19 protein-coding genes are annotated in these 25,063 nt (G+C 70.2%); 13 read left to right on the forward strand and 6 right to left on the reverse strand.

The features are described 5' to 3' along the window. On the reverse strand, window positions 1-2,019 hold a 2,019-nt coding region (locus Ari01nite_RS16650), incomplete at its 3' end, for an ICP22 family protein (protein ID WP_438872175.1). Window positions 2,020-2,304: 285 nt separating this feature from the next. On the opposite strand from Ari01nite_RS16650, the gene Ari01nite_RS16655 reads away from it, so the two are divergent. Both Ari01nite_RS16655 and Ari01nite_RS16660 read left to right on the forward strand, forming a co-directional pair. Then, complete coding sequence (locus Ari01nite_RS16655; protein ID WP_203782169.1) at window positions 2,305-4,260, forward strand: acetoacetate--CoA ligase; 1,956 nt, start codon at window positions 2,305-2,307, stop codon at window positions 4,258-4,260. Between the two features lie 231 nt (window positions 4,261-4,491). Beyond that, window positions 4,492-4,710 carry a DUF397 domain-containing protein gene (locus Ari01nite_RS16660; protein WP_203782170.1) on the forward strand — a complete coding sequence of 73 codons (219 nt, stop codon included), beginning with the start codon at window positions 4,492-4,494 and terminating at the stop codon, window positions 4,708-4,710. On the opposite strand, the gene Ari01nite_RS16665 is transcribed toward Ari01nite_RS16660, so the two are convergent. Continuing rightward, on the reverse strand, window positions 4,711-5,451 hold the full coding sequence (locus tag Ari01nite_RS16665) for a DUF6082 family protein (RefSeq protein ID WP_203782171.1): 741 nt from the start codon (window positions 5,449-5,451) through the stop codon (window positions 4,711-4,713). A gap of 148 nt (window positions 5,452-5,599) precedes the next feature. After that, window positions 5,600-6,325, reverse strand: coding sequence for a TIGR03089 family protein (locus Ari01nite_RS16670; protein ID WP_203782172.1), 726 nt, complete (start codon window positions 6,323-6,325; stop codon window positions 5,600-5,602). Between the two features lie 159 nt (window positions 6,326-6,484). On the opposite strand from Ari01nite_RS16670, the gene Ari01nite_RS16675 reads away from it, so the two are divergent. The 9 genes from Ari01nite_RS16675 to Ari01nite_RS16715 all read left to right on the forward strand — a co-directional run bounded on the left by Ari01nite_RS16675 (window position 6,485) and on the right by Ari01nite_RS16715 (window position 14,615). Beyond that, window positions 6,485-7,633: a glycosyltransferase family 4 protein gene (locus Ari01nite_RS16675; RefSeq protein WP_203782173.1), complete on the forward strand. Its 1,149-nt coding sequence runs from the start codon at window positions 6,485-6,487 to the stop codon at window positions 7,631-7,633. A 19-nt stretch (window positions 7,634-7,652) separates the two neighbouring features. Beyond that, window positions 7,653-8,768, forward strand: coding sequence for a mannose-1-phosphate guanylyltransferase (locus Ari01nite_RS16680; protein WP_203782174.1), 1,116 nt, complete (start codon window positions 7,653-7,655; stop codon window positions 8,766-8,768). Window positions 8,769-8,810: 42 nt separating this feature from the next. Further along, a complete protein-coding gene (lexA, locus tag Ari01nite_RS16685) occupies window positions 8,811-9,677 on the forward strand; it encodes a transcriptional repressor LexA (RefSeq protein ID WP_203782175.1) in 867 nt (288 codons plus the stop codon). Between the two features lie 105 nt (window positions 9,678-9,782). Further along, window positions 9,783-10,607, forward strand: coding sequence for an SAM-dependent methyltransferase (locus Ari01nite_RS16690; RefSeq protein WP_203782176.1), 825 nt, complete (start codon window positions 9,783-9,785; stop codon window positions 10,605-10,607). A gap of 68 nt (window positions 10,608-10,675) precedes the next feature. After that, complete coding sequence (locus tag Ari01nite_RS16695; RefSeq protein ID WP_203782177.1) at window positions 10,676-12,358, forward strand: putative bifunctional diguanylate cyclase/phosphodiesterase; 1,683 nt, start codon at window positions 10,676-10,678, stop codon at window positions 12,356-12,358. A gap of 47 nt (window positions 12,359-12,405) precedes the next feature. Then, the gene (locus Ari01nite_RS16700; protein ID WP_203782178.1) at window positions 12,406-12,816 is read left to right on the forward strand and encodes a YbaB/EbfC family nucleoid-associated protein; all 411 of its coding nucleotides are present in this window, start codon (window positions 12,406-12,408) and stop codon (window positions 12,814-12,816) included. Then, entirely contained in the window at window positions 12,809-13,123 is a 315-nt protein-coding gene (locus Ari01nite_RS16705; RefSeq protein ID WP_438872178.1) for a hypothetical protein, read from the forward strand. The genes Ari01nite_RS16700 and Ari01nite_RS16705 overlap by 8 nt, the downstream gene beginning before the upstream one ends. Continuing rightward, window positions 13,120-13,818: a WXG100 family type VII secretion target gene (locus tag Ari01nite_RS16710; protein WP_203782180.1), complete on the forward strand. Its 699-nt coding sequence runs from the start codon at window positions 13,120-13,122 to the stop codon at window positions 13,816-13,818. Before Ari01nite_RS16705 ends, Ari01nite_RS16710 begins: the two co-directional genes overlap by 4 nt. A 458-nt stretch (window positions 13,819-14,276) precedes the next feature. Then, the gene (locus Ari01nite_RS16715; RefSeq protein ID WP_203782181.1) at window positions 14,277-14,615 is read left to right on the forward strand and encodes a SitI3 family protein; all 339 of its coding nucleotides are present in this window, start codon (window positions 14,277-14,279) and stop codon (window positions 14,613-14,615) included. Window positions 14,616-14,637: 22 nt separating this feature from the next. Here the strand turns inward: Ari01nite_RS16715 and Ari01nite_RS16720 are convergent, their stop codons facing one another. From Ari01nite_RS16720 to Ari01nite_RS16730, 3 genes are read right to left on the reverse strand one after another with little or no spacing between them, the layout of a single operon-like run. Continuing rightward, window positions 14,638-15,258: an RES family NAD+ phosphorylase gene (locus tag Ari01nite_RS16720; protein WP_203782182.1), complete on the reverse strand. Its 621-nt coding sequence runs from the start codon at window positions 15,256-15,258 to the stop codon at window positions 14,638-14,640. 50 nt (window positions 15,259-15,308) lie between these two features. Beyond that, window positions 15,309-16,652, reverse strand: coding sequence for a toll/interleukin-1 receptor domain-containing protein (locus tag Ari01nite_RS16725; protein WP_203782183.1), 1,344 nt, complete (start codon window positions 16,650-16,652; stop codon window positions 15,309-15,311). Between the two features lie 20 nt (window positions 16,653-16,672). Next, window positions 16,673-17,827, reverse strand: a complete 1,155-nt coding sequence (locus Ari01nite_RS16730; protein ID WP_203782184.1) for an acyl-CoA dehydrogenase family protein — start codon at window positions 17,825-17,827, stop codon at window positions 16,673-16,675. Window positions 17,828-17,922: 95 nt separating this feature from the next. Here Ari01nite_RS16730 and Ari01nite_RS16735 point away from each other — a divergent pair, with 95 nt between their 5' ends. Together Ari01nite_RS16735 and Ari01nite_RS16740 are read left to right on the forward strand one after the other, a co-directional pair. Continuing rightward, window positions 17,923-19,290, forward strand: a complete 1,368-nt coding sequence (locus Ari01nite_RS16735; protein WP_239162798.1) for a UDP-glucose dehydrogenase family protein — start codon at window positions 17,923-17,925, stop codon at window positions 19,288-19,290. A gap of 119 nt (window positions 19,291-19,409) precedes the next feature. Further along, window positions 19,410-24,506 carry an SCO7613 C-terminal domain-containing membrane protein gene (locus Ari01nite_RS16740; RefSeq protein WP_203782185.1) on the forward strand — a complete coding sequence of 1,699 codons (5,097 nt, stop codon included), beginning with the start codon at window positions 19,410-19,412 and terminating at the stop codon, window positions 24,504-24,506. Window positions 24,507-25,063 lie beyond the last annotated feature (557 nt).

Consider the following 25,063-nt stretch of genomic DNA (forward strand, 5'->3'; position numbering starts at 1 on the left):
GGTCGACACCGCGCCTGCGGTCGAGACGGCGCCTTCGGTCGGCTCGGCGGCGGTGGCGGCCGGGCGGGCGTCCGTCGTCCGCTCACCCGGAACGCCGGGCCTGCGGAACTGCAGCACCTCGGTCCGCTCCCCCGGCGGCAAGACCAGCCCTGGCCGGATCACCTGGGTTCGCTCGTCGTCCACCGACTTGCCGGGCAGCCGGATCACCTGCGTCTCATCCCCACCGACATCACCGGTGAGCCGGCTCAGGTCCCGGGTGCGCTCGCCGGGCAGATGCCGGTTCGGGAAGTGCAGCACCTGCGTGCTCTCCCCCGCCCCGGTGCCGGGCGCCCGGAGATCACGGGTCTGCTCACTCTCGTCCCTCACTGGAAGCCGAACCACCTGAGTCCGCTCCCCGGAATCCCCCACCGGAAGCCGGACCACCTGGGTGCTCTCCCCCGCATCCCCGATGGGCAACCGGACTACCTGGGTGCTCTCCCCCGCATCCCCCAACGGCAGCCGAATGACCTGAGTCCGCTCCCCGCCTTCCGCCTCGTCAGTCCCTTGGTCACCGTCCGCCGGCGGGACCACTTCCTCGGTGGCGGCAATGTCACTTTCCCGGGCGGCCGCAGTCTCCCCGCCACCAGCCGCGGCAACGCTCTCGGCGGTCCGGTCATCCCCGGCGGCGGTGTGCTCCGCCGCAATCGGCTCGGTGGTTTCGTCACTCTCGGCCGCGATCGGCTCGGTCGACTCGTCACCCTCCGCCGCAATCGGCTCGGTGGTTTCGTCACCCTCGGCCGCGATCAGCTCGGTCGACTCGTCACCCTCCGCCGCAATCGGCTCGGTAGTTTCGTCACCCTCGGCCGCGATCGGCTCCGTCGACTCGTCACCCTCCGCCGCAATCGGCTCCGTCGACTCGTCACCGTCGCCCGCAATAGGCTCGGTGCGCTCTTCGTCCTCAATGCCGGCGCCCCCGTCGGCCGCGATCAGCTCGGTGCGTTCGTCACCCGCGGCCTCAGTCCCGGCGTCAGTCCCGGCGCCGGCCGCACCGCGATCCCCGGCCAACGGCTCCGTCAGCTCCTCGCCGCCGGCAGCGCTCCCTGCCTCCGCAGACCCGTTGCCCGAGGCCACCCCACGACCATCGGAATCAGGCGATTTGTCGGCCTGTGCATCCGCCGGCACCAAGACCGTCGGCTCCTCCGCGCCCGCCGCGTCCCCACCGAACCCGGCAACGACCGGTGCGTCCTCGCGGACCACCCAGGCCGGCACCCCGCCCACGGACAGCACCGACACCACCGCCGACTCGTCCGCCGACAGCACCACCGTCGTGGTCCGGCCCGGGCTGAACCGCGGCCCGACCAGCGTCGCCTCCCGCTCCAGCGCCTCCACCAGCGCGTCGTCCGAAGACTTCGCCGTCACCGTCGTCTCGTCCGAGCCCGTGTCGGGAACCAAGCCGAGCCCGGTGCGGACCGTTGTCTCCTCGGAGTTCGCCAAGCCGGTCGGCAGGCGCATCACGGTCGTCGGGTCGGGGTCGGTCGGCAGGCCCATCATGGTGGTCTGCACGCCGGCGATCGGCACCCCGGGCGCCACCGCACGACCGCGGAAACGGCCCACCGTACCGATGATCGGGAGGACCGGGGGCTGGTACGTGGCCCACCGGCGCGCGCTCAACGCCGTACAGATCAACGGAACCGCAAGCACCGCCGCCAAGCCATAGCCCGGCCGTGAGATGTCGAAACCGTCCTTGGCCACCTCGGGTGGCCAGACGCTCGCATAGGCGGCGGGCGCGGTCATCGCCCACAGGGCGACGCCGAGGTAGGCGAAACCCGCAGTCAGTGGTCCGGCCGGGGAGATCGGGCCCAGCACCAGGATGCCGTACGCCGTGCCGGCCAGCACCAACAGCAGCACGCCCGTGAACGCCTCGACCGCGAAGCCGTCGCGGCCCCGGCCGGTCAGGTCGCTGGTCAGGCCGACTCCGGTCAGCACCCACGCGGCGGGAGCCAGCACGACGGCGTACAGAATCGATCTGAAATGCCGCAACTCAACTCCCGGGTGGCTCGCTGACCTTCGGCACGCTAGCGGCACCGGGCAAGATTGCCGGGCCTCGACGTGTCCTCATGACCGACAACACCAGTGCGGGCGCCGCTTCGGTTCGGCCGGAGGGCCAGTGTTCATGACCGATCAGCCAGCTCAGCGGCCGACCGCGTAGTCCCGGATGACCCTTTAGGCCGATCATGCGGGATGTCGGCGGCCGACCGAAGTTCGTCCCGCGGCTGTTGTCCGGCGACATGGGGAGCGCTCCTGAACCGACGTTAGGGTGTCTGCATGACGGACACAGTGCTGTGGCAGCCGCCCGCCGACGTGCGGGAGACGTCGCGGATCGGGCACTTCCTGAGCTGGCTGGAGCGCGAGCGCGGCCAGCGGTTCGCCGGCTACCCGGAGCTCTGGCAGTGGTCCGTCACCGATCTTCCCGGGTTCTGGCAGTCGATCTGGGATTACTTCAAGGTCATCTCGTACGGGCAACCGACCGCGGTCCTGGACGACGCGTCGATGCCGGGCGCGCGCTGGTTCCCCGGCGCCACGGTCAACTACGCCGAACACGTACTGCGCATGCCCGGCGTGGCCGACGAGGAAGCGGTCGTCCGCGCGTACTCGCAAACTCGCCAGCCGATCGAGCTGACCGCGCGGCAGTTGCGTGACCAGGTGCGGCGCGTGCGTGCCGGGCTGAAAGCCCGCGGGGTCGGCAAGGGAGACCGGGTCGCCGCCTACGCGCCCAACATTCCCGAGACGTACGTGTTGATGCTGGCCACCGCGAGCCTGGGCGCGGTGTTCTCGTCGTGCGCGCCCGAGTTCGGTGCCCGCAGCGTGATCGACCGCTGGAGCCAGATCGAGCCGAAGGTGCTGGTCGCCGTCGACGGTTACCGCTACGGCGACAAGCCGGTCTCCCGGGCGGCCGAGCTGACCCAGATCATCGCCGCGATCCCGTCCATCGAGCACGTGATCACGATCGGCTACCTGGACCCGTCGTCCGGCGACTGGGCCGCGCTGGCACAGCCTTCCTCGGACGGCCCTTCCTCGGGCGGCCCGTTGGAGTTCGAGCCGGTCCCGTTCGACCATCCGCTGTACGTGCTGTACAGCTCCGGCACCACCGGCCTGCCCAAGCCGATCGTCCACGGCCACGGCGGCATCCTGCTGGAACACCTGAAGATCCTGGCGCTGCACCACGACCTGGGCCCCGGCGACCGCTTCTTCTGGTTCACCACGACCGGCTGGATGATGTGGAACTTCCTGGTCAGCGCGCCCGCGGTGGGCGCCTCGATCGTCCTGTTCGACGGCAACCCCGGCTACCCCGACCTGGCGACGCTGTGGGACCTCATCGACGAGGCCGGCATCACGTACTTCGGCACGTCGGCCCCGTTCCTGATGGCGTGCCGCAAGGCCGGCCTGACCCCCCGCAAGCAGCTCAAGGGCCTGGGCTCCACCGGCGCGCCGCTGCCACCGGAGGGCTTCGAGTGGGTCTACCAGGCGGTCGGCGCCGACGTGCAGCTGCAGTCCCTGTCCGGCGGCACGGACGTGTGCACCGGCTTCGTGGGCTCGTCGCCGCTGCACGAGGTGACGGCCGGCGCGATCGCCTGCCGCTGCCTGGGCGCCCGGGTGGAGGCATACGACCCGACCGGCACTCCCGTCATCGACCAGCTGGGCGAACTCGTCATCACCGCCCCCATGCCGAGCATGCCGGTGGGCTTCTGGAACGACCCCGACGGCAAGCGCTACCGAGAGGCATATTTCGACGTCTTCCCCGGCGTCTGGCGCCACGGCGACTGGATCACCATCGACGCCCAGGGCCGCTGCGTGATCACCGGCCGCTCGGACGCCACCCTGAACCGAGGAGGCGTACGCCTGGGCACCGCCGAGTTCTACTCGGTGGTCGAGTCCTTGCCAGAAATCGCCGACTCGGTGGTGGTGCACCTCGAACAGGACACCAACCCGAACGGCGAGCTGCTGCTGTTCGTGGTCCTGGCCGAGGGCGTGGAACTGGACGACACCCTGCGGACCCGGATCCGCGGCGAGCTGCGGACGGCCCTGTCCCCCCGCCACATCCCCGACGAGATCTACCAGGTGCGGTCGGTGCCCCGAACCCTGTCAGCGAAGAAGCTGGAGGTCCCGGTTAAGCGCATCCTGACCGGCACGCCGGTGGAGTCGGCGGCTGCTAAGGGGGCGCTGGCCAATCCGGAGTCGTTGGTCGCCTTCGAGGAGCTGGCCCGCGAACGCCGCACCTAGCCGTCGGACCGCTGGTGCGACCTCGACGCACCGACCTGGCCCAATCTTTACCCACGCAGGCGCGCATTGACGATAAGCGATCAACATCGATAGCCTTCGGCCGATCTAGACCGAGCCTCGTCAACACCCGGACGGAGGCGGCAAATCGGGCCTAGTATTTTAGTCCGAATAGTCCGCTTGGCCAGCTATGTGCCTCGTGGAGCGACCGCCCAGCCGCCAGGAGTCCTTGCCATGCCCACCGATCACCAATCTCCGGCCGGTGCGGCCTGGCGACGCAGTAGGTTCTGCGTCGGCGAAAGCAACTGCGTAGAAGTGGCAGATCTCGACGGACTTGTGGGCTTGCGTAATTCCCGCAAACCGGCCCTGACACTGACCTTTACGAAGTCCGAGTGGAGTAACTTCCTGGCGGCCCTCAAGTCCGGCGAGATCCAGCTCTCCGGCCCACGTTGATCAGCGAGCAGGCCGGCGCGCAGCCGGCTCCGTCTTGGTACGAGCGCGCGACGCTTGCGCGTTGATCACCGGAAAGTTGTCCAGGGGCGCGGGCGCCGGCTCATAGGCCCGGCTCGGCGGCCCATTCCGCACCGCGCTCAGGTATTCGTCATTGATCAAATCTCGGAAGCGCTCCCGGCGATTGCGCCCGCGCCCGCGCCGGTGCCAGTTGCCATTTCGTTCCCAGTAGCGGCGTGGCACCTCACTGTCGAAAAGGTTCTGGAGATACTCCCTGGCCTGCGATTCGTCGATGAGCCGCAGCTCCCACGCCGTGGTGTAATGCTTGATCACTGAGCTGCAGTAATAGAAAAGATCTTCACCGATGCCTTCGGGAGCGATGCGGGCGCCCCAGCACTGCTGATACTCCGGTCTCTCCATGGCAAGCTGGACCAACTTTTCATTTGCCTCGGCGTGCGCCAGACCCTGCGCCGCCTTGAGTTGCCGATATTGCACGAAGACCGACATCATCACAACAAACAGAGCGAATACCGCGACCACCGCGGACGCCGCTCCGTATGCCTGCCCGACATCACCCACCGAGGCGTAACGGGCGTCGGCGACGAAGACCGTGCCGAGGATGGCCGGCGAGGCAACCACTCCGGCCATAGCAACGACAAAGACGATCAAGGACAGTGCGAGTGCACCGATTCCGATGCGTCGCCGGTCAGGCGGACTGAACGCCTGGACTTTCCCAGCCGCCATCTCAACTCCTCACGCCGCCTTACTAATAAGTTAGCGTCCGGGAGCCACATTCACGATACTCACTCATGGCTGGCAGCAAGCCGTTTAATCAGCCAGGCGGCAGTCTGCGCTATGGCAGACAGCAATACGGCAAAGGCCGGAATGCAATTCAGGTCAGCAGAACGGTAACCTTTTCTGCCTCAGCTCGGGAAGTGACCTTGGAGGGGTGCAGGTTGGCGCACAACACCACCGACGCGCCCGCTGCCAAGGGTGCATACAGCCAATCCATCGGGTCCGGGTGGGTACGCGTATCGATCAGGACCCGGTCACCGGCCGTAATGCCCAACTCGGCCGCCCGCTCTGTCGCGTTGCGCATGACACCCAGGTGGCTCAGCGGGATCGGGCCGGCCAGCGCCTGGTCGTCCGGCGCCACCGGGGCGCCGCGGTAGTGGTCGCCGTGGTTGCGAACCTCTGTCACATAGTCGACAAAGCCCGGGGGTACCTCGCGCAACGGCAGTGCCAGCGGCAACAACCCTGTCGCGTACCTGTCCACGGCCGGCCACGCGGCGGCCTCCGCCACCCGGTCCGGGCAGGTGAAGACCACCTCGACCGGCTGCGGCCGGTCGCCGAGGTCGGCCGTCAAGCCGGCCGCCGACACGCCGAGCGCCACGGCTGCCGTCTGCCAGTGCGGGGGCAGCAGCACCGCCACCGTGTCGCCCTGGCCCAGGCCCAAGCCGTCCACCAGCAGGTTCGCCGTTTTCGAGACCCAGTTGTCCAGGGTCGCGCCGGACAGCTCGGTGCGGTCGCCGGTGGCGTCGTCGTACCAGGTCAGCAGTGGGGTGGTGGGGTCGCGCCGGACGGCGTCGGCCAGGGCCTGCGGGATCGTGGTGTGCACCGGGACACGATAGTCCGGTCACGCTGGGTAGCTGATCCTGAGCGGGCGATGAAGTCCTGGAATCGCCGGGAACAAGACGGTGTCGCGGTCCCATGTGCAATGCATTCCGGGCGTAGGCTTGCGAGTGGTCTGAATTACAACCTCTTTGGGAGTTGCCTCGTGACCGCCGGTCGCCCCCCGCGAGTGCTCGTCGACGCCACCAGCGTCCCCGCAGACCGAGGAGGAGTCGGCAGATACGTCGACGGACTCCTCGGTGCCCTCGGCAGGCTCGACCCGGACCGGGTCGATCTAGCCGTCGTGGCTCAGCGTTCGGATGCGGAGCGTTACAGCCGCATGCTCGACGGCGCCGAGGTGATCGCCGGGCCGGCGGCCGTCGCGCACCGGCCGGCGCGGCTCGCCTGGGAGCAGACCGGGCTGCCGCTGCTCGCCCAGCAGGTCGGCGCCAAGGTGCTGCACTCGCCGTTCTACACGTGCCCGCTGCGGGCCGGCTGTCCGGTCACGGTGACGGTGCACGACGCCACCTTCTTCACCGAGCCCGAGCACTACGACAACACCAAGCGCACCTTCTTCCGCAGCGCCATCAAGACGTCGCTGCGCCGGGCCGCGCGGGTGATCGTGCCGAGCAAGGCCACCCGGGACGAGCTTATCCGGCTGCTGGACGCCGACCCGACCCGGATCGACGTGGCCTACCACGGGGTCGACCCGGTCGCCTTCCATGCGCCGACCGATGAGGAAAAGGCACGGGTACGCGCTCGGCTGGGCCTCAACGACGCCGGTTATGTGGCGTTCCTCGGTGCCAAGGAGCCCCGCAAGAACGTGCCCAACCTGATCCGCGGCTGGGCCCGCGCGGTGGCCGACTGGCCGCACCCGCCGGCGCTGGTGCTGGCCGGCGGGCAGGGACACGACGACGAGATCGACCGCGCGGTCGCCGAAGTGCCGTCCCACCTGCGCCTTCTCCGCCCGGGCTACCTTCGCTACGCCGACCTGCCGGGTTTCCTGGGCGGCGCCCTGGTGGCCTGCTACCCCTCCTTCGGCGAGGGCTTCGGCCTGCCCATCCTGGAGGCGATGGCCTGCGCCACGCCGGTGCTGACCACGCCGCGGCTCTCGCTGCCCGAGGTGGGCGGCGACGCGGTCGCGTACACCACCGAGGACCCGGACCGGATCGCCACCGACCTGGCCGACCTGCTGCACGACGAGCCGCGCCGGATCACGCTCGCGAAGGCCGGCTTCGACCGGGCCAAGGAGTTCACCTGGTCGTCCAGCGCGGAGGTACATGTCACAGCCTGGAAACGAGTGGCAACCACCTGAACCACTACACTCTGTGCGCATGAGCGAGCGACTGGGTGCCCTGTACGGCGTCGTACTGGCTGGTGGCACCGGAACCCGTCTGTGGCCCCTGTCCCGGGCCGGTCACCCTAAGTTTCTGCACCCGCTGACCGGCACGGACGCCTCGCTACTGCAGGCGACGGTCCACCGGCTCGACCAGCTCGCGCCCATCGACCGGGTCTTCGTGGTGACCGGCGTGGCGCACGCGGCAGCGGTGTCCCGGCAGCTCACCGAGGTGCCGGAGGAGAACGTCCTGATCGAGCCGTCACCGCGGGACTCCTGCGCGGCGATCGCGCTGGCCGCCGCGGTAATCGCCCGGCGCGACCCGGAGGCGATCATGGGATCCTTCGCCTCGGACCACCTGATCGCGCAGAAAGAGCAGTTCACGGCCGTCATCGAGCAGGCCATGTCGGGCGCTCGCCAGGGGCTGCTGATGACACTCGGCATCACCCCGACCCGCCCCGAGACCGGCTACGGCTACCTGGAGTGCGGCGAGGTGCTGGGCGATGGGCCGGTGCTCGCGGTCCGTGAGTTCAAGGAAAAGCCGTCGTACGACGTTGCCGAGAGTTACGTGAAGTCCGGCAACTATTTGTGGAACGCCGGCATGTTCGTGTGGCGCGTCGACGTCTTCCTGGCCGAGCTTTCCCGGCAGCAGCCGCAGCTGGCCGCCGGCATCTCCCGGATCGCGCAGGCCTGGGACTCGCCGGCCCGCGAGGAGGTCCTCGGCGAAGTCTGGCCGACCCTCCCGCGCATCTCGGTCGACTACGCCGTGATGGAGGGCGCCGCCACCGTGGGCCGGGTCGGCACCGTTCCCGGCGACTTCGGCTGGAACGACGTCGGCGACTTCCACACCCTCGGCGAGGTGCTCGCCTCCGACCCGGCCGGCAACGTCGTGGTCGGCCGCGACCCGGCGGAAACGACGGGCGTGCTGCTGCGCGAGACCGAAAACCTGGTGGTGGTGCCGTCCAGCGGCCGGCTCGTCGCCGCCATGGGCGTACGGGATCTCGTGATCGTCGACACCCCCGACGCGGTGCTGGTCTGCCCGCGCGACCGGGCCCAGGAGGTCAAGTCGCTGGTCGACCACCTCAAGGAGACCGGCGAGATGGGCTACATCTAAATCGTTCGTACAAATGATCGAAGAATGTAGTATCGTCACCGCATGGCTTCCCCGGATCTCACTCCGCGGCAGCGGCAGATCCTGACGATGATTCGCGAGTGGGTGGATCAGCACGGCTATCCGCCCACCATGCGCGAGATCGCGTCCGCGGTCGGCCTCGCCTCGCCTTCATCGGTGGCACACCAGCTCAACGTGCTCGAGGACCGCGGCTACCTGCGCCGCGACGCCCGCGGCTCCCGAGCCGTCGACATCCGCCCCGTGCCCACCCCCGTCCCCGAGCCCGCTGCGCCGGAGCCCGGCGCACTCCGGCCCAGCGCACCCAAGGCCGGCACACTCAAGGCCGGCACACTCAAGGCCGGCGCACCCAAGGCCGGCACACCCAAGGCCGGCACACCCAAAGCCGGCACACCCAAAGCCGGCACACCCAAAGCCGGCACACCCAAAGCCGGCACACCCAAAGCCGGCACACTCCAGCCCCGCAGGCCGCAGCCCAGCACACCCCAACCCGGCGCGCCCAAATCCGATTTGTCCGACTCTGACGTCCGGGTGCCGCTCCTCGGCGCGATCGCGGCCGGCGCCCCGATCCTGGCTGACGAGCAGGTGGAGGACGAACTGACCCTGCCGCTGAGCCTGACCGGCCGCGGCACCCTGTTCGCGCTGCGGGTCAAGGGCGACTCGATGGTCGACGCCGCCATCTGCGACGGCGACCTCGTGGTGGTCCGCCAGCAGCCGAGCGCCGACAACGGCGACATCGTGGCCGCGCTGATCGGCGAGGAGGCCACCGTCAAGGTCTTCCGCCGCAGCGACACCGGCGTCGAGTTGCTCCCGCGCAACGCGGCCTACCCGGTGATCCCCGGCAACGAGGCGGAGATCCTCGGCAAGGTGGTGAGCGTCCTGCGCCGCGTCTGACTCGAGAACGTCCCCGAATCCTCGACGCTGGCCTCGCGCCGACCTGGCCAACCCGGAGCGTTGCCAACCGGTTACGCCCCTTTGATTTTGATCTTCATCAATGGGATGGTCGGTTGCGTGTCTGACGCTTACTGGGTTCCGGAGGGTGTGGACATCACCGTTCCGGACGCGTCCCGGGTCTACGACTATGCGCTCGGCGGCGTGCACAACTTTGCGGTCGACCGCGAGTTCTGGCACCGGGCCGAGGCCGCGTTTCCCGGTGCCGGGCTGGTCGCCCGGGCAAACCGGGCGTTTCTCGGCCGGGCGGTGCGGTGGCTGGCCAATGCGGGCGTACGCCAGTTCCTCGACATCGGATCGGGCATCCCGACGCTCGGGAACGTGCACGAAGTGGCACAGGAGGCCAACCCGGACGCCCGGGTGATGTATGTGGATCTCGACCCGATCGCCGTGCAGCAGAGTCGCAGCCTGCTCACCGGCAACCCGTACGCGCGGGTGATCGAGGGCGACCTACGCAAGCCGGACAGCATCCTCTACCACCCCGACGTCCTCCAACTCCTCGACTTCGCCGAGCCGGTCGCCGTGCTGACCGTGGCGGTGCTCCACTTCGTACCCGACGAGGCCGAGCCGGCGACGATCGTCGAGCGCATCGGTGAGTCCCTGGTCGGCGGCAGTTTCTTGGTGATCTCCCACCTCGGGCCCGCCGTGACGCCGGATGGCCGGAAACAACAGGAAAAGGCAAGGCAGCTGTACGAGAAGACGCCCACGCCCGTGGTGATCCGCGACGCCGGCGAGATCGCGGACCTGGTGGGCGACCAGTTCGAACTGATCGAGCCGGGCATCGTGAGCGCCACCGACTGGCATCCCGACCCGGACGAGGCCGACGACCCTCCCCAACCGACGGCGCTTGTGACGATTGCCCGAAAACGCTAGCCCTTGTTCCGGAAAAGCGTCCTGAATGGACATAATGCTGGATTCGAGGTGAACCGGGAGGGGAGCGCATGAGCGATGCCGCGGTGGCCGCGCTCACCCGCGACTGGTTGCGGGACATCACCCGGGCCGGCTTCGTGCCCGGGATACGCGCCCGGGCCCGGGTCGCCCTGCACGAACTGCTTGAGGAACTGATCGCCGCGGTCCGGGCCGAGCCGTTCGACCCGTCGGTGGGGCGGCGGATCGGCGCCGAACTGGTCGACCTGCGGATGTCGGCGCCGCCGGTGATCGGCTGCACCGTACGCCTCCTGGCCGAACGCCTGCCCGCCGTGCTGGACGGCGACGACGACGTGATCCGGGACCGTGTGCTCGGCCTGCTCGACCAGGTGGCGACCGGGTTCGTGACGGCTCAGCGCAACGCCGCGCTGGGTGCCGCCGAGCAGATGAACCGGTCCGAAAAGATCCACTGGCGACGCGTGCAGCACGATCTCCAGCAGCGACTTCAGCACGCCCTGCTGCACGACCCGCGCACCGGCCTGCCCAACGAGCAGTACCTGCGCACCCACCTGGCCGACCGGGTCACTCGGGCCGGCCGCGCGCGGATGGGCCTCTGCCTGCTCGGCATCGACCGGTACGCGGAACTCGCCGACGCCCTCGGCCACGACCAGGCCGGCCAGTTGCTCGCCGAGATCGCCGGCCGCCTGCGCCAGGTCGCCGAGCGGGGCGGCCACCTGCTGACCCATCTCGGCGACGACCGGTTCGCCCTGGCCCTGGCCGGCACCTGCGGGGCCGACGACGTGGTCAAAGTCGCCGAGGAGGCCCGGCACGCGCTGTTCGCGCCGTTCCCGCTGGACGGGCACGCCCTGCACGTCAGCGTCACCTCGGGCATCGTCGAGGACCGGGCCGCCGGCACCCAGGCCGACCATTGGCTGCGCGACGCGCGGCTGGCACTCGGCTGGGCCCGGCACGACCGGCACGACCACGCGGTCTTCGAAACCGGCCGGGCCGAGGCCGACCGCAGCCGGCACCGGCTCGCCGCCGCCCTGCCGGCCGCCCTCGACCGCGGCGAGTTCCTGGTCCACTACCAGCCCATCCACCGGCTGCGGGACCTGGCCGTGATCGGCGTCGAGGCGCTGGCCCGGTGGCAGCGCCCCGGTGAACCGGCGCCGCTGAGCCCGTACCACTTCATCACCCTGGCCGAGCAGACCGGCCTGATCCGGCCGCTCGGCCGGCTCCTGCTCGAGCAGGCCTGCCGGCAGGGCGTCGCCTGGCGCGAGGCCGGCCGAGACCTGATGATCAGCGTCAACCTGTCGCCGACCCAGCTGGGCGACCCGGCCCTGGCCGCCGACGTGGCCGACATTCTGCACCGCACCGGCCTGCCTGCCGACCGCCTCCAGCTGGAGATCACCGAAAGCGCCGTCCTCGACCGGGACGGCGACATTGTGCAACGGCTCGCCGACCTGGGTGTCGGTCTTGCTCTCGACGACTTCGGCACCGGGTGGTCCAGCCTCGCGATGCTATCCCGGCTGCCGATCACGAACGTGAAGCTGGCCGCCGAGTTCATCGCCGACGCCGGCGCCGGCCACGCCACCGAGATGCTGCGGCACGTCATCGCGCTGTGCCATGCCATCGGGGTCACCACGACGGCCGAGGGCGTGGAGACCGCCAGCCAGGTGCGGCTGTTGCACGAGCTGGGCAGCGACAACGGGCAGGGCTACCACTTCGCCCCGCCGGCACCGGCCGTCCATTGCTAGAATTCGGGTCGATCAATGGGGGGATTGACCGACTTGAGGTGTGGACGATGACCGCGGGGGCGCCCAATCCGGGAGGGTTACTCGATCCGGAGGGCGCGCAGGAATACCTGGCCAACTGGAAGAAACGCATCGACCGGATGGCGGCCGACACACAGGCCATGAGCGACCGGCTGGCCCAGATGCGGGTCACCGGCGCGGACGGCAACGATCTTGCCGAGGTGACGATCGACTCCACCGGCGTGCTGCTCGACGTGCAGTTCAGCCAGCGGATCCAGCGGGTGGCACCGGACGTCGTGGCGCGCGCCGTGATGACCGCGGTCCGCAATGCCCAGCGCACTGCCGCCGAACGCTCGCGGCAGATCATCACCGAGACCGTGGGCAGCGAGTCGGTGGCCGGCCGCGCGATCGCCGAGCGCATGGAGAAACAACTGCTCACTCCGGACGGTGACGATGGCTGACGGCTTCTCGGTCGACGTGGCGCAGATCCGCGCCCACGTCGCCCGGATCGACGCGGTGCAGCAACGCTTCGGCGCGGTCAAATCGGCGAGCGCGGCCATCTCACAGGACGATGCCGCGTACGGGCTCCTCTGTGGCTGGATGGCGGGCATCCTGGAGCGCCGGCACGTCCGCCAGGACCAGCTGATCGCGTACGTGGAAGAGAATTTGCGCCTGGCAGCCGATTCCCTGGTCAAGGTCAGCGAGGAGTACACCACGACCGACGACACGGCCGCCCAGCGCATCACCCGCGCCGGCGGCCACGGATGACCGACAACTCCCTGGTCGCCGACGTCACGTCCACCCGCACGGCGTGGACCGGCATGTCGCTGGCCGACAGCTTCCAGGGCGTCTACCAGGCGGTCAACGGCGGCACCTGGGTCGAGGGCGCTCTGGCCGGCGGCACGCTGGCGCTGGAGGCGGTGTCGATCGCGCTCGACCCACTGAGCGCGCTGCTGGCAAACGGCCTGGGCTGGGCCATGGAGTATTTCGAGCCGCTGCGCGAAATGCTCGACCAGCTGGCCGGCATCCCCGACCGCGTAGCCGCCCACGCCGAAACCTGGACCAACATGTCCGGCGCCCTCCAGGCGATGGCCGCCGACCTGCAGTCCTGCCTGGCCAGCGACCTGGCCGACTGGCAGGGCCCGGCCGCCGACTCCTACCAGGTCATGATGGCCAACAACGTGCAGGCGATCGACGGCCTGAGCGTCCTGGCCGCCACCATGTCGTCAGCCACCCAGGCAGCCGGCAACCTGGTCCAGTTCACCCGCGACATCGTCCGCGACCTGATAGCCGACCTGGTGGCCCGCGTAATCGTCTGGGCCGCCGAGGCCCTGCTGGTGGTGACGATCCCGCTGGTGGCCGCCCAGATAGTGTCGGCCGTGAGCAAGTGGGCCGGCCGCATCATGAGCTACACGAGCGCCCTGATCAGCAGCCTGACCAATTTGTCGCGCCTGCTGGGCTGAGCAGTGCCACCCCGCCGGCGCACTCCCGCCGCCGGGCGAGCCCGCCAGCCGACACCGTCAGGTCCGCCGAGGACGCGGTCGAGGAGACGTCCCAGGCCGGCCGCTCCACCGCCGACGGCGGCACGGGCGGCACCCCGGCGGGTTCCTCGGCCCCGCCTCCCCAGACCGATCCACTGGTCACCTATCAGACCGGGCAACCGAATGGCACGCCCACCGGTCCGCCGACCCGGGTCAGACCGGAGGACGACGCCCCCACCCAACGTTCCATCGAGCTGGAAAATTCGGGTGCGAACGTCCTCGCCGATCGAGGGTGGCGGGTCCAGCAGAACCCGACGCCCGACGAGGTGGCACGTGCGCGTCAGGAAAGCGGCGACACCGGCAGTCCGCAGTCGAACCCGGACTACCTTCTCTAGGGCCGGGTGTTCGACGCCTATTCGCCGACAAATCCCGCCAGATCGGTGCGCAACATCTGGTCCACCCACTTCGACAAGTACGGCTTCCAGGTCACCGTCCGCGGTGGACGCAACGGCTACGTGGAGGCCGATGCCGACGACGGCACCTGGGAATGGGAGCCCGACCCATTCGTGGCCGTCGGCTTCCGTCTCGACAAAGACGCCGACCGCGAGTGGGTCCTGACCAACATGGTGACCGTCGTGCGGCGCATTCTGTTCACCGGGCCCGAGGACGCCGCCTTCGTTTTCAACGGCGAGGTCCTCCTCTGCACCCGTCTCAAGACCGATCTGGCAAACACAACCGCGCCACCTGGTGGTCCCACCACCCGGCCGCAGACCAGTTGATCCCGGGCTGATGACTGAACCCCTACCGTGGCGGCGTGATCCGTACCCGGTACGGGACCAGCATGGCGTTGAGGTACGCCGCGCCGGCGGCATCGTCGAGCTTCTGGGTTGACCCCGGTACGAGATTCACCGATCCCGTGCAGCGGTCGCCGAACAGAATCACCGCCGTGTATGGCCGGTCGCGCTTCGACTGCCACGCGAGACCACACCTGCCCGTGTTCTTGTGCAACCAGTGCGCCCAACGGCGAGTCTGCCCATAGGCTGCATCGCCGTCAACGTCGACAAGCCACTCGTCCTGCCCAACGGCCGCCAGATCGGTGGCCGAGATCAGGCTGATCAGATCGAGATCCCGCGTCACCTCAACGGCCGAGATAGCCGTCTTTAGAACCGTTTTGCGCAACAACGTGCGGTATCCACCGGCCTTGAACTCGAGACCTCGTAAGAAGCGTTCCGCCAGGGCGGTCGTCTGACGAAAGCCCGCGTAGAAGTAGGGATACCCGTAGGCCGCCGTGGCGTCGAACCGCCCTCCCTCGAAGTTCGGATCGGTGTTGTCTGCCGGGACTGGAGAGACAGGGCGGAAGGCGTCACCCGAAAACGTCTGGGAGTGCACCCGCCACAGCAGGGTGCCGGCCGAAATCGTCAAAGACGCGGGATGGTGTTTAAATTTCCCGGGTGGCGGCGCTGACGGCATCGTCAGTCCTCCCCGGGCAACGCCGCACGTGCCGCCGCAAGGAGGCGCGCCTCATCGTCTCGGCTGAGAAGCGCGACGGGCGGCGCATTCAGCCAGACGTTCGGGCCGAGCCACCAATCCAGAACTCCCTCAGGATCCTCCTCGGCACCCAGCATCTCGTTGATCCGCAGGACCAGGTCGATGGGCCGTCGGTTGTCATCGAACTGGAAGGCCGGATATCCAGCCCGCCCACCGGCACCGCGCAGACTGATCAGGGGAAGACCTCGGCTGTCCGCACCGTCAGAAATCAGTTCCAGGTCGCTGTGCGCGTCGTCGGTGGAAATCTCGTCCTTGGGTTCCAGGGCGGGCAGGCGTACTGGTGCGATCTCGCGAATTTGTGACGCGAGCCGGTAGACGTCATCCGCCAGCGACTCCAACTCGACCTCGGCCGCCTGGAAAGCGAGGAGACGCCGTAGGTCCGCTGGCAGCGATTTCGGGCTGGGCAGTCGAGCGCCGCCCCAGAGCACGGGAATCACCTGGACGGTGCGCGCGAGCACATCCCGCAGTTCGGCCTCGATCCACGGGCTGAGTCGCCACTGCGGTCCGATGACGATCAACACGGTCGACGCACGGTCGACCATGCGGACCAGCTGATCGTGCCACCGCTCACCCACCCTTATCTGCGCAGCCGTGCTGACCGATCCTGGTCCGAGATAACGCTCCAACATCTCGGACAAAGTCTGGGCTGCCAGCGTTTCGTCCGTGCCGTGCGAGACGAAGATCTCCCCGCCGCGGGTGGCGTTCTTGGTGGACCGCCGTTCGTTCTGGCTGAGGAACTGTCGCAGGTCGTCCGACCAGGCGTTGTGAAGCTTTTCGTCTTTCCGAACTCCCAGCAGCATGCCGACGACCAGACCATCGACGTTTCGGACCACCGGGGCGCCGCTCGTCAGGGAAGGGAGGGCTCGTGTGGCTGACAGTTCGGTCTGCTTTCCGCGGTAGTGCATGTCAACTTTGCGGAGCTTCCGACCCTGAAGAAAGGAGTAAAGCGTCAGCAGCGCCGGCTCCGCCGAAAGATCCGCGCTCGCCAGCTCAGGGGCCGTTGCCGGCAGCGAAACCCAGCTCTCCAAAGCCGCAAGGTCGCGCTTCTCATCGACAGCCCGGACCACTGCCGCCGTCCGCAACGGCTCGATGCCCGGAAAAGCGATCGTGACATCGTCACCGATACGGTGGGCGTGGGCCGCATGCAACACGTGCGCCGCCGTCAGAACGGTGGCGGGACCCGTCAAAAAGCACGACCCCACCATGCGCCCGTCGGACCCCAGCACCTGTCCGACATACTCTCGCGGGCTCGCCTTCGGTCGCTTCATTGAAGCCTAAGTTACCGCTTTCAGCCCTTGAGCAGCTGACGGGCCATGACGATGCGCTGGACCTGGTTGGTGCCCTCGTAGATCTGGGTGATCTTTGCATCTCGCATCATGCGCTCTACCGGGTAATCCCGGGTGTAGCCGTAGCCGCCCAGCAACTGCACCGCATCCGTGGTGATCTCCATGGCCGCGTCTGACGCGAAGCATTTCGCCGCCGCCCCGAAATACGTCAGGTCCGCGTCGCCGCGCTCGCTCTTCCCGGCCGCCGCGTACGTCAACTGCCGGGCCGCCTCGAGCTTCATGCCCATGTCGGCCAGCATGAACTGGACGCCCTGGAAATCGGCGATCGGCTTGCCGAACTGTTTGCGCTCCTGCACGTAGCCCAGCGCGAAGTCCAAGGCGCCCTGCGCGATGCCCAGCGCCTGGGCCGCGATCGTCACCCGGGTGTGGTCGAGCGTCTGCATCGCGGTCGCGAAGCCGGTGCCCTCGTCGCCGATCATGCGGTCGGCGGGAATGCGCACGTTGTCGAAGTAGACCTCGCGGGTGGGCGAACCCTTGATCCCCAGCTTCTTCTCCGGCGCCCCGAACGAAACGCCTTCATCCGCTTTCTCCACGACAAAAGCCGAGATGCCCCGGGAACGGGCCTCGGGTGAAGTCACCGCGAAGACCGTGTAGAACGACGAAACACCGGCGTTCGTGATCCACCGCTTGACCCCGTTGAGCACCCAATGATCGCCGTCCCGCACCGCCCGGGTCGTCATCGACACGGCGTCCGAACCCGCCTCGGGCTCCGACAGGCAGTACGAGAACATCGCCTCACCGGAGGCGACCTTGGGCAGGTAGCGCTCCTTCAACGAGGACGACGCGGCCAGCAGCAACGGCATGGTCCCCAGCTTGTTCACCGCGGGGATCAGCGACGACGAGGCACACGCCCGCGCCACCTCCTCGATCACGATGGCGGTGGCCAGCGCGTCCGCACCGGCTCCCCCGTACTCGACCGGGATGTGCGGCGCGTGGAAGTCCGAGGCCCGCAGCGCCTCGTACGACGCCTTCGGGAACTCACTGGTCTCGTCAGCCTCGGCCGCGTTCGGCGCCACCCGCGCGTCGCAGACCTCGCGCACCGCGGCCCGGATGGCGGCGTGATCCTCCGGCAGCTGATAGACGTCGAACTCAGTCATGGCGGTGCCCTTTCGCTTCGGCGAGGCCGTTCCCCGGCCGCTATGTTACTGGCGCGTAGCGCACGCCGACCAGGGCCTCGATCGTTAAGCCGGACGTGACACTTCCCCGTCTGTCGTTCCTGGGTACCGGTTATCTGGGCGCGACCTACTCCATCTGTTTCGCCGAACTCGGCTACGAGGTGCTCGGCGTCGACGTGGACGAGGCCAAGATAGCCACGCTGGCCGGCGGCCGGGTGCCGTTTCACGAGCCCGGCCTCGACGACCTGCTGCGCCGCGGGCTGGCGTCGGGGCGGCTGCGGTTCGGAACCTCGTACGCGGAGGCGGCCGAATTCGCCGATGTGCACTTCATCTGCGTCGGCACCCCGCAGCGCCCGGACCGGATGAGCGCTGATCTCACGTACGTGGAAAGCACCGTGACCACCCTCGCCCCGCTGTTGCGACGCCGGGCCCTGATCGTGGGGAAGTCGACCGTGCCGGTCGGCACGGCGACCTGGGTGGAGCAGCTGGTCGCCAAGCACGCCGATCCCACGCTGGGCGTCGAGGTGGCCTGGTCGCCCGAGTTCCTCCAGGAGGGCTTCGCGGTCGAGGACGTGCTGCGGCCCAACCGGATCGTGGCCGGCGTCCGCTCGGCGTGGGCGCACGACCTGCTCGCCGCCGCGCACAAGGGGGTCTTCGACCTGGCCGCCACCGAGGACCGGGAGGTTCCGCTGGTGGTCACCGACTTCGCGACCGCCGAACTGGTCAAGGTCGCCGCGAACGCGTTCCTGGCCACCAAGATCAGCTTCATCAACGCGATGGCCGAGGTGTGCGAGGTGGCCGGCGCCGACGTCACGCTGCTGGCCCGGGCGATCGGCTACGACCCGCGGATCGGCCACCGGTTCCTGCAGGCCGGTCTCGGTTTCGGCGGCGGCTGCCTGCCCAAGGACATCCGGGCGTTCCAGGCCCGGGCGCAGGAGCTGGGTGCCGGCGAGGCGCTGCGGTTCCTGCACGAGGTCGATCTGATCAACACCCGGCGCCGGGGGCGGGTGCTCAACCTTGCCGCCGAGTTGCTGGACCGACCGGTCGGTCCGGCCGGCCCGGATCTGTCCGGCACCGTGGTGGCGGTGCTGGGGGCGAGCTTCAAACCAAATTCCGATGACGTACGCGACGCGCCCAGCCTCGCCGCGGCGGCCGCCCTCGCCGCGGCGGGTGCCGACGTACGCGTACACGACCCACAGGCCATGGACAACGCTCGCCGCAGCCAGCCCGCCCTCAGTTATGCACCGACGCTGGAGGCGGCGGTGACCGGCGTGTCCCTGGTGGTGGTCGCCACCGAGTGGGCCGAGTTCCGCAACGCCGATCCGGTGCTGCTCGGCGGCCTGGTCGAGCGGCGCCTCGTGATCGACGGCCGGAACTGCCTCGACCCGGCGCAGTGGGCCCGGGCCGGATGGACCTATCGGGGGATGGGCCGCCCGGTCACGTGACATGATCTGCGGCGTTTCGCAGCCGTTTCCATAGATCTCCGCCCTCGTGAGCCTGTTCTAATGAGGTGTCGTACCGGCATGCTCTAGTTGAGGCACCCGGGCTGGTTCGAGGAGGTTCCGTGGCGCAGGCTGGACAATCCGACAGCTACGACGACGAGCTGGCCCGGATCGATGCCTCGATAGCGGAACTCAAGATCCGTGACATGAACGCGGCCAAGGAACGCACCAACATCGCCGCCAAGATCCAGGCGGCCCAGTTCCAGCGCGACATCCTGTCGCACGCCAACCAGCAGGCCAAGGCCAAGGCCGCGAAACGCCGGGTGCGCCGCCGGCCGCCCGAGGAGTTCCCGCCACCGCCGCCGGCCGGCGCCCACGAGGTCGACGACGCACCGCCGCCACCACCGCCACCGCCGCCACGTGCCGCCCGGGCGCGCCCGGGCGGCTCCCAGCCGGGCGTGATGACCGACGGCGTCACCGCCCTGGTCGACGACCCGCCGCCGGCCGAGCGGGTGGCCCCCGCGCCCCGGCGCACCAGCTTCACCGGCGGCGTCGAGCACCCGCCCGAGGCCTCCACCCAGTCGGTGCAAAACATCCTGCTGGTGCTCGGCGCGCTGCTGATCGGCGTGGCCGCGGTGGTCTTCGCCGGCGTCGCGGTCGACAACCCGCTGGCCCGGGCCGCCATCCTGGCCGCGGCCACCGCGGTCGCCCTGCTGGTGGCACCCGGCATCGCCCAGCGCGGCCTCAGCTCGACCGCTGAGACCGTGGCCGGCGTGGGCCTCGCGATGCTGCCGGTCACCCTCTACGCGTTGCACGGCAGTGCCCTGGCCGGCGGCGAGGGCGTGCCGATCCCGCTCTACCTGGGGGTCAGCTTCGCGGTCACCGCGGTGGCCAGCTTCCTGTACGCGACCGCGACCCGGCTCAGCGCTCCGCGGTACGCCACCGTGATCGCGCTCCAGCCCGTCCCGCTGCTGCTGGCGCACCCGATGATCAAGAGCCCGGCCGGCTGGGCGATGGCCCTGACCGTGGTCGCGGTGCTCGACCTGTTCCTGCTCACCTCGGTGATCCGCAGCGGCCGCCTGGTGCCGCAGTGGCCGGTCGGCCGCCCGGTGCCGGCCGACCGCGAGGGCCACGCCCCGGCCGACGAGGCGTGGACCGCGGGCACCACCGACTACGCCCGCCGCGACGAGCCCCTCGGCCCGGACGCGCCGCCCCGGCCCGAGTCGGCGCCCGAGGAACCCGACCTGATCATCCAGGGCCTGGCGCCGCGGCGCCGCTGGCTGCGCACCCGGATCTTCCCCGGCCCGCGCCCGGCCGGCGCCCCGGCGGCCGGTTCGGTGCCGCTGGCCCCGCCGGCCACCCCGCCGTCCGCCGACTGGCTGCGCGAGCTCACCTTCGCCCTGCTCTGCGTGGCCAGCGCCGGCGCCCTGCTGTACGCGTCGGTGGCCCTGCTGCAGGCCCAGGTGGTGCCGGATGCGCTGCGGTCCGGCCTGATCCTGCTGCTGGCCGCGCTCACCGCGCTGGCCGCCGCCCACCTGCTCGACAACCTGGTCGCGCGCAACATCTCCGGCGGCGTGCTGACCATCGCCGTGATCGGCGCGTCCGCCCGCGTCGCCGACGTGGTGTCGCCGCAGTGGACCCTGGTGGTGGCCGCGGCCGCGGTCGCGGTGGCCGGCGCCGTCATCGGCCTGCTCCCGGTCACCGAACGCAGCGGCCCCGAGATCGCCTCGGCCGTCGCGCTGGTCATCATCGGCCTGATCCTCACCACCGACGCCCTGCGGGCCGCGTTCGCGCCGCTGCAGGCCGCCCGCCCGGTGTGGAACGCCGACACCGACGCCTACGCGCAGCGGATCGCCGAGGCGGCCGGTCCGTCCGGCTGGCTGCTCGCGTTCAGCGCCCTGCTGATCACCATCGCCGCGGCGCTGGCCCTGCCGCGCAGCGTGCGGCACGAGGGCGCGGTGGTCGGCGTGGCGCTGACCGCGCTCACCGTGCCGGCCGCGCTCGGCCTGCGCTGGTCCGAGGCGCCCTGGCCGCTGATCCTCGCGTCGATCGGCATCGGCGCCGCCGGCCTGGCCGCCGGCACCCGGCGGATCGCCATCACGCACGTCGCGGCGGCCGGCACCGTCGGCCTGTTCGGTGCGGGCGCCGCCCTCAGCGCGCCCTGGCTGACCGCGGCCGCGCTCACCGCCCTGGCCGGGGCCGGCGTGATGATCGCGGTGGCCGCCCGGCAGATCCCGATCCGGCTGTACGCCTGGCTGGTCGGCGACTGGGCGGCCGGTGCCGCCGCGCTGGCCCTGCCCGGCGCCGTGGTGACCGGCGCGCTGGCCGTCTCCGACACCGGCGACGGCCCGCCGCCCACCGAGGCGGTGACCGTGCCGGCGCTGGCCGTCGGCTTCCTCGCGGTGGCCGCCACGCTCAGCTATGCGGCCGTGTTCCAGGTGGCCCGCCGCGAGGTGAGCATCCCGCTGACGGCCGGCACCGGGCTGGGCGCGATCGCGCTGGCGCTGGCCGCGCTGCTGGCACCGGCCGCCACGCCGCCCGACGTCTGGGTCGGCGCGCTCCTGCTGGTCGCGGCCGGCCTGCTGTTCTTCGCCAAGTCGATCGACAACGGCCGGCGCAGCGACCGGGTGCTGGACGGCCCCGACATCGCCGCGGCCGCCGCCACGGTCGCGATCTGCGGCGCCCTGGCCCGGGTGTTCGCGCTGGCCTTCCCGAGCGCGCCGCTGGCCGTGGCCGGCGTGGTGGTGCTGATGGTGGCGCTAGGCGTGGCCGTGCTGCCGGACGACTGGCGGCGCGGCCCGGTGCGCGGGCTGGCCCTGGCCGGCATCGTGGTCGGGGCGATCGCCGGCTGGCTTGCCCTGGCCGGCGCGGTCCGCATCGTGGCCCTGCACGGCTCGGTCTGGAACGCCGATCTCAGCCAATACCCGACGACCGCCGAGCCGGGCGCCTGGCAGGCACCGTTCGCGCTCGTCATGATCGCCATCGCCGCCTCGTTCGCGGCACCCCGGCCCTGGTCGTACGCGATCTCCTCGGCCTGCGGCGCGCTAGCCGCGATCGGCGCGCCGTTCGCGCTGGGCCTGCCCTGGTGGTCGCCGCTGCTGGTGGGCGGCGCCGCCGCGATCGGCTACGCGATGGCCGCGATCGCCTCCACCGACCCGCGCTGCGCGCTGTGGCGGGCCGGCGCGGCCGCCACCATCCTGCTGCACGCGGTCGGCGCCGGCCTGGCCCGCCCGTGGTCCACCTGCCTGGCCCTGCTGCTGGTGGCCGGCATCGGCGCGATCACCGCGGTGATGGCCCGCACCCCCGTGGCGTTCACCACCGACGAACCCGACCTCGACGCGATCACCGAGGCCGACCTGGCCCGCGACGACACCGGCATGCCCCGGCACCGCGCCCAGGTCGGCGGCGCCGCCACCGGTGCCGTGCTGCTGGCCGCCCCCGGCATGTTCGCCGCGCTGGCCGCCGACCAGGGCCACGACGCCCAGGTGGTGCTCACCGCCGCGCTGGCCGCGTCCGCGCTCAGCCTGGCCATCCTGGCGCTGCTGGGCCGCTACATTCCGCAGTACCTCCCGTGGGCCACGGTCGGCCTGGTGCTGGGCGCCACGATCACCGCGTTCGCGTCCGTACCCACCCCGTACTCCACCGCCCTGTACGCCGCCGCGGCCGCCCTGCTCGGCGTCATGGCCGAGTTGCTGCGCGGCGCCACCCCCGCACCCGGCATCACGGTGGCCCGCCCGCGCTCCTGGTCCGACAGCCGCACCCGCTATCGCGCGCCCCGCTGGACCAGTGCCCGCCCGAGCGGACTGAGCGGCCGCTGGCTGGTCGATCCGGCCACCAGCGCCGTGGTGCTGGCCCTGGTGCCCACCCTGCTGGCCATCCTGGCGATCGCCCCCGCGCTCAAGGCCGCCCTGATCGACCCGCTCGAGCAGCTGCGCCACATCTGGGACGGCCCGGTGGCGGCCCTGTCCCAGCCGTCCTCCGGCACCGTGGACGCCACCAGCGTGCTGGCCATCGTCCTGCTCACCGGCGCCGCCGCCCTGGCCGCGATCGGCTTCGGCGGCAAGGCGTCCGAAGCCGTACCGGTCATCCTCCCCGGCCTGGCGATCACCCTGCTGATCTTCCCGATCGCCCTGCGCATCCCGTTCCCCGCCGCCACCACCGCGGCCCTGGCCGTCTTCACCATCTCGATGCTGGGCCTGGCCCTGACCCCGCCCCCCGTCGCGACCCACGCCCCGATGCTGCGCGGCACCCGCACCGTGGTCTTCGTGATCGGCCTGCTGGCCGGCAACGCGGGCCTGGCCGGCAGCCTGGCCCACCAGCCGATGACCCTGTTCACCCTGGGCAGTGCCGTGGGCGTAGGCCTGGTCGCCGCCCTGGCCGGCCGCACCCAGTCGGCCCGGGTCCTGGGCTGGCTGTTCGCCGCCGTGATGGCCCAGTTCTTCGTGCTCACGGCCGCGATCGCCGCCGGCGTGGAGCGCTCCTGGGCCGCGTTCGGCGTCCTGGCCGTGGGCGCCGCCCTCCTGATCCTGGAGGCCACCGTCCCCCGCCTCGGCCTACCGCAGTACCGCCGCGAGGCCACCACCATCGAGTGGAGCGGCTACGCCTCCGCCGTGCTGGCCGGCGCCCTGGCCTTCGACGCCCCCGCCCACCTGGCCGCCCTGCTCGCGGCGTGGGGCGCCGTACTGGGCCTGGCCGCCTCCCGCGCCGGCCGCACCCCACGCGAACGCAGAATCCTCTTCTGGACCGCCGTAGGCTTCGAAATCGTCGGCTGGTGGCTCTTCATCGCCCTGGCCGACGTGGCCCTCCCCGAGGCCTACACCCTGCCCTTCGCCGCCCTGGCCCTGGCCGTAGGCGTGGTCGAGTCCCGTCACCGCACCGACCTGAGCAGCTGGGCCGCATACGGTCCGGCCCTACTGGCCGCCTTCGTCCCGACGATCGGCCTGGTCCTGGCCGGCGACAAGAGCGAACTACGCGAGGTGCTGCTCCTGCTGGGCGCCGTAGCCACCCTGATCGCCGGCTCGGTCTACCGCCAGCAGGCCCCAGTTGTCGTAGGAGCCGTAGCCACCGCCTTCGCCGCCATCCACTTCGCGATGACGCTGGTAGGCCCATGGCTGGTCCTGGTACCGGTAGGCATCCTGCTCCTGGTCTTCGGCGCCACCAACGAAAACCGCCGCCGCACGCGGGAAGGCTTGCGAGACGCTCTGGTCCGGATGCGTTAAAACCTTTGGAGGTACGGGTAAAGCCGTGTCCCGCCGCCACAGTATCGCCAGGCGTCGGCCCACCCTCCCTGCGCCACAACCGGGCTGTCCTGCCCACTTGCGCTAAATCAGCTGATTCTTTGGCCGACGCGAAGCCGCTGAGCTGGGATTATTCCACCGATTAAGCGACGGATAGCCGTCGGCCATGTCCCGTTGGAAGCCGACCAGGACACATGCGTGACAAGAACCGCCTGAACAGTTACCCGATCCGACAATGCCCCGCACAAATTCCGCATATCCGCCATATCGCCATCCGATCGGCAGATCTTGTCGAGTTGCCGTTGTACCCGAACACGTATTCCACGAGATTCGCGAATTGACCAGTAATTCCCGATTGAGGCCCACGGTGGTCGACATCGACCCCACCGAGTTGACTCAGTCCACAGAGCGACATATCGCACCGGGCCCGAGTCGCCCCGCATCAGCTGCCGACCGGACACTCTCACAATCCGGCATCACCACCGGAACATAACCGGCCAATGCCCCAAAAGGCATCGCTTGGCGGTCTGCACAGCCAG

It is taken from the genome of Paractinoplanes rishiriensis, from assembly GCF_016862375.1.
Classification (GTDB): Bacteria; Actinomycetota; Actinomycetes; order Mycobacteriales; family Micromonosporaceae; genus Actinoplanes; species Actinoplanes rishiriensis.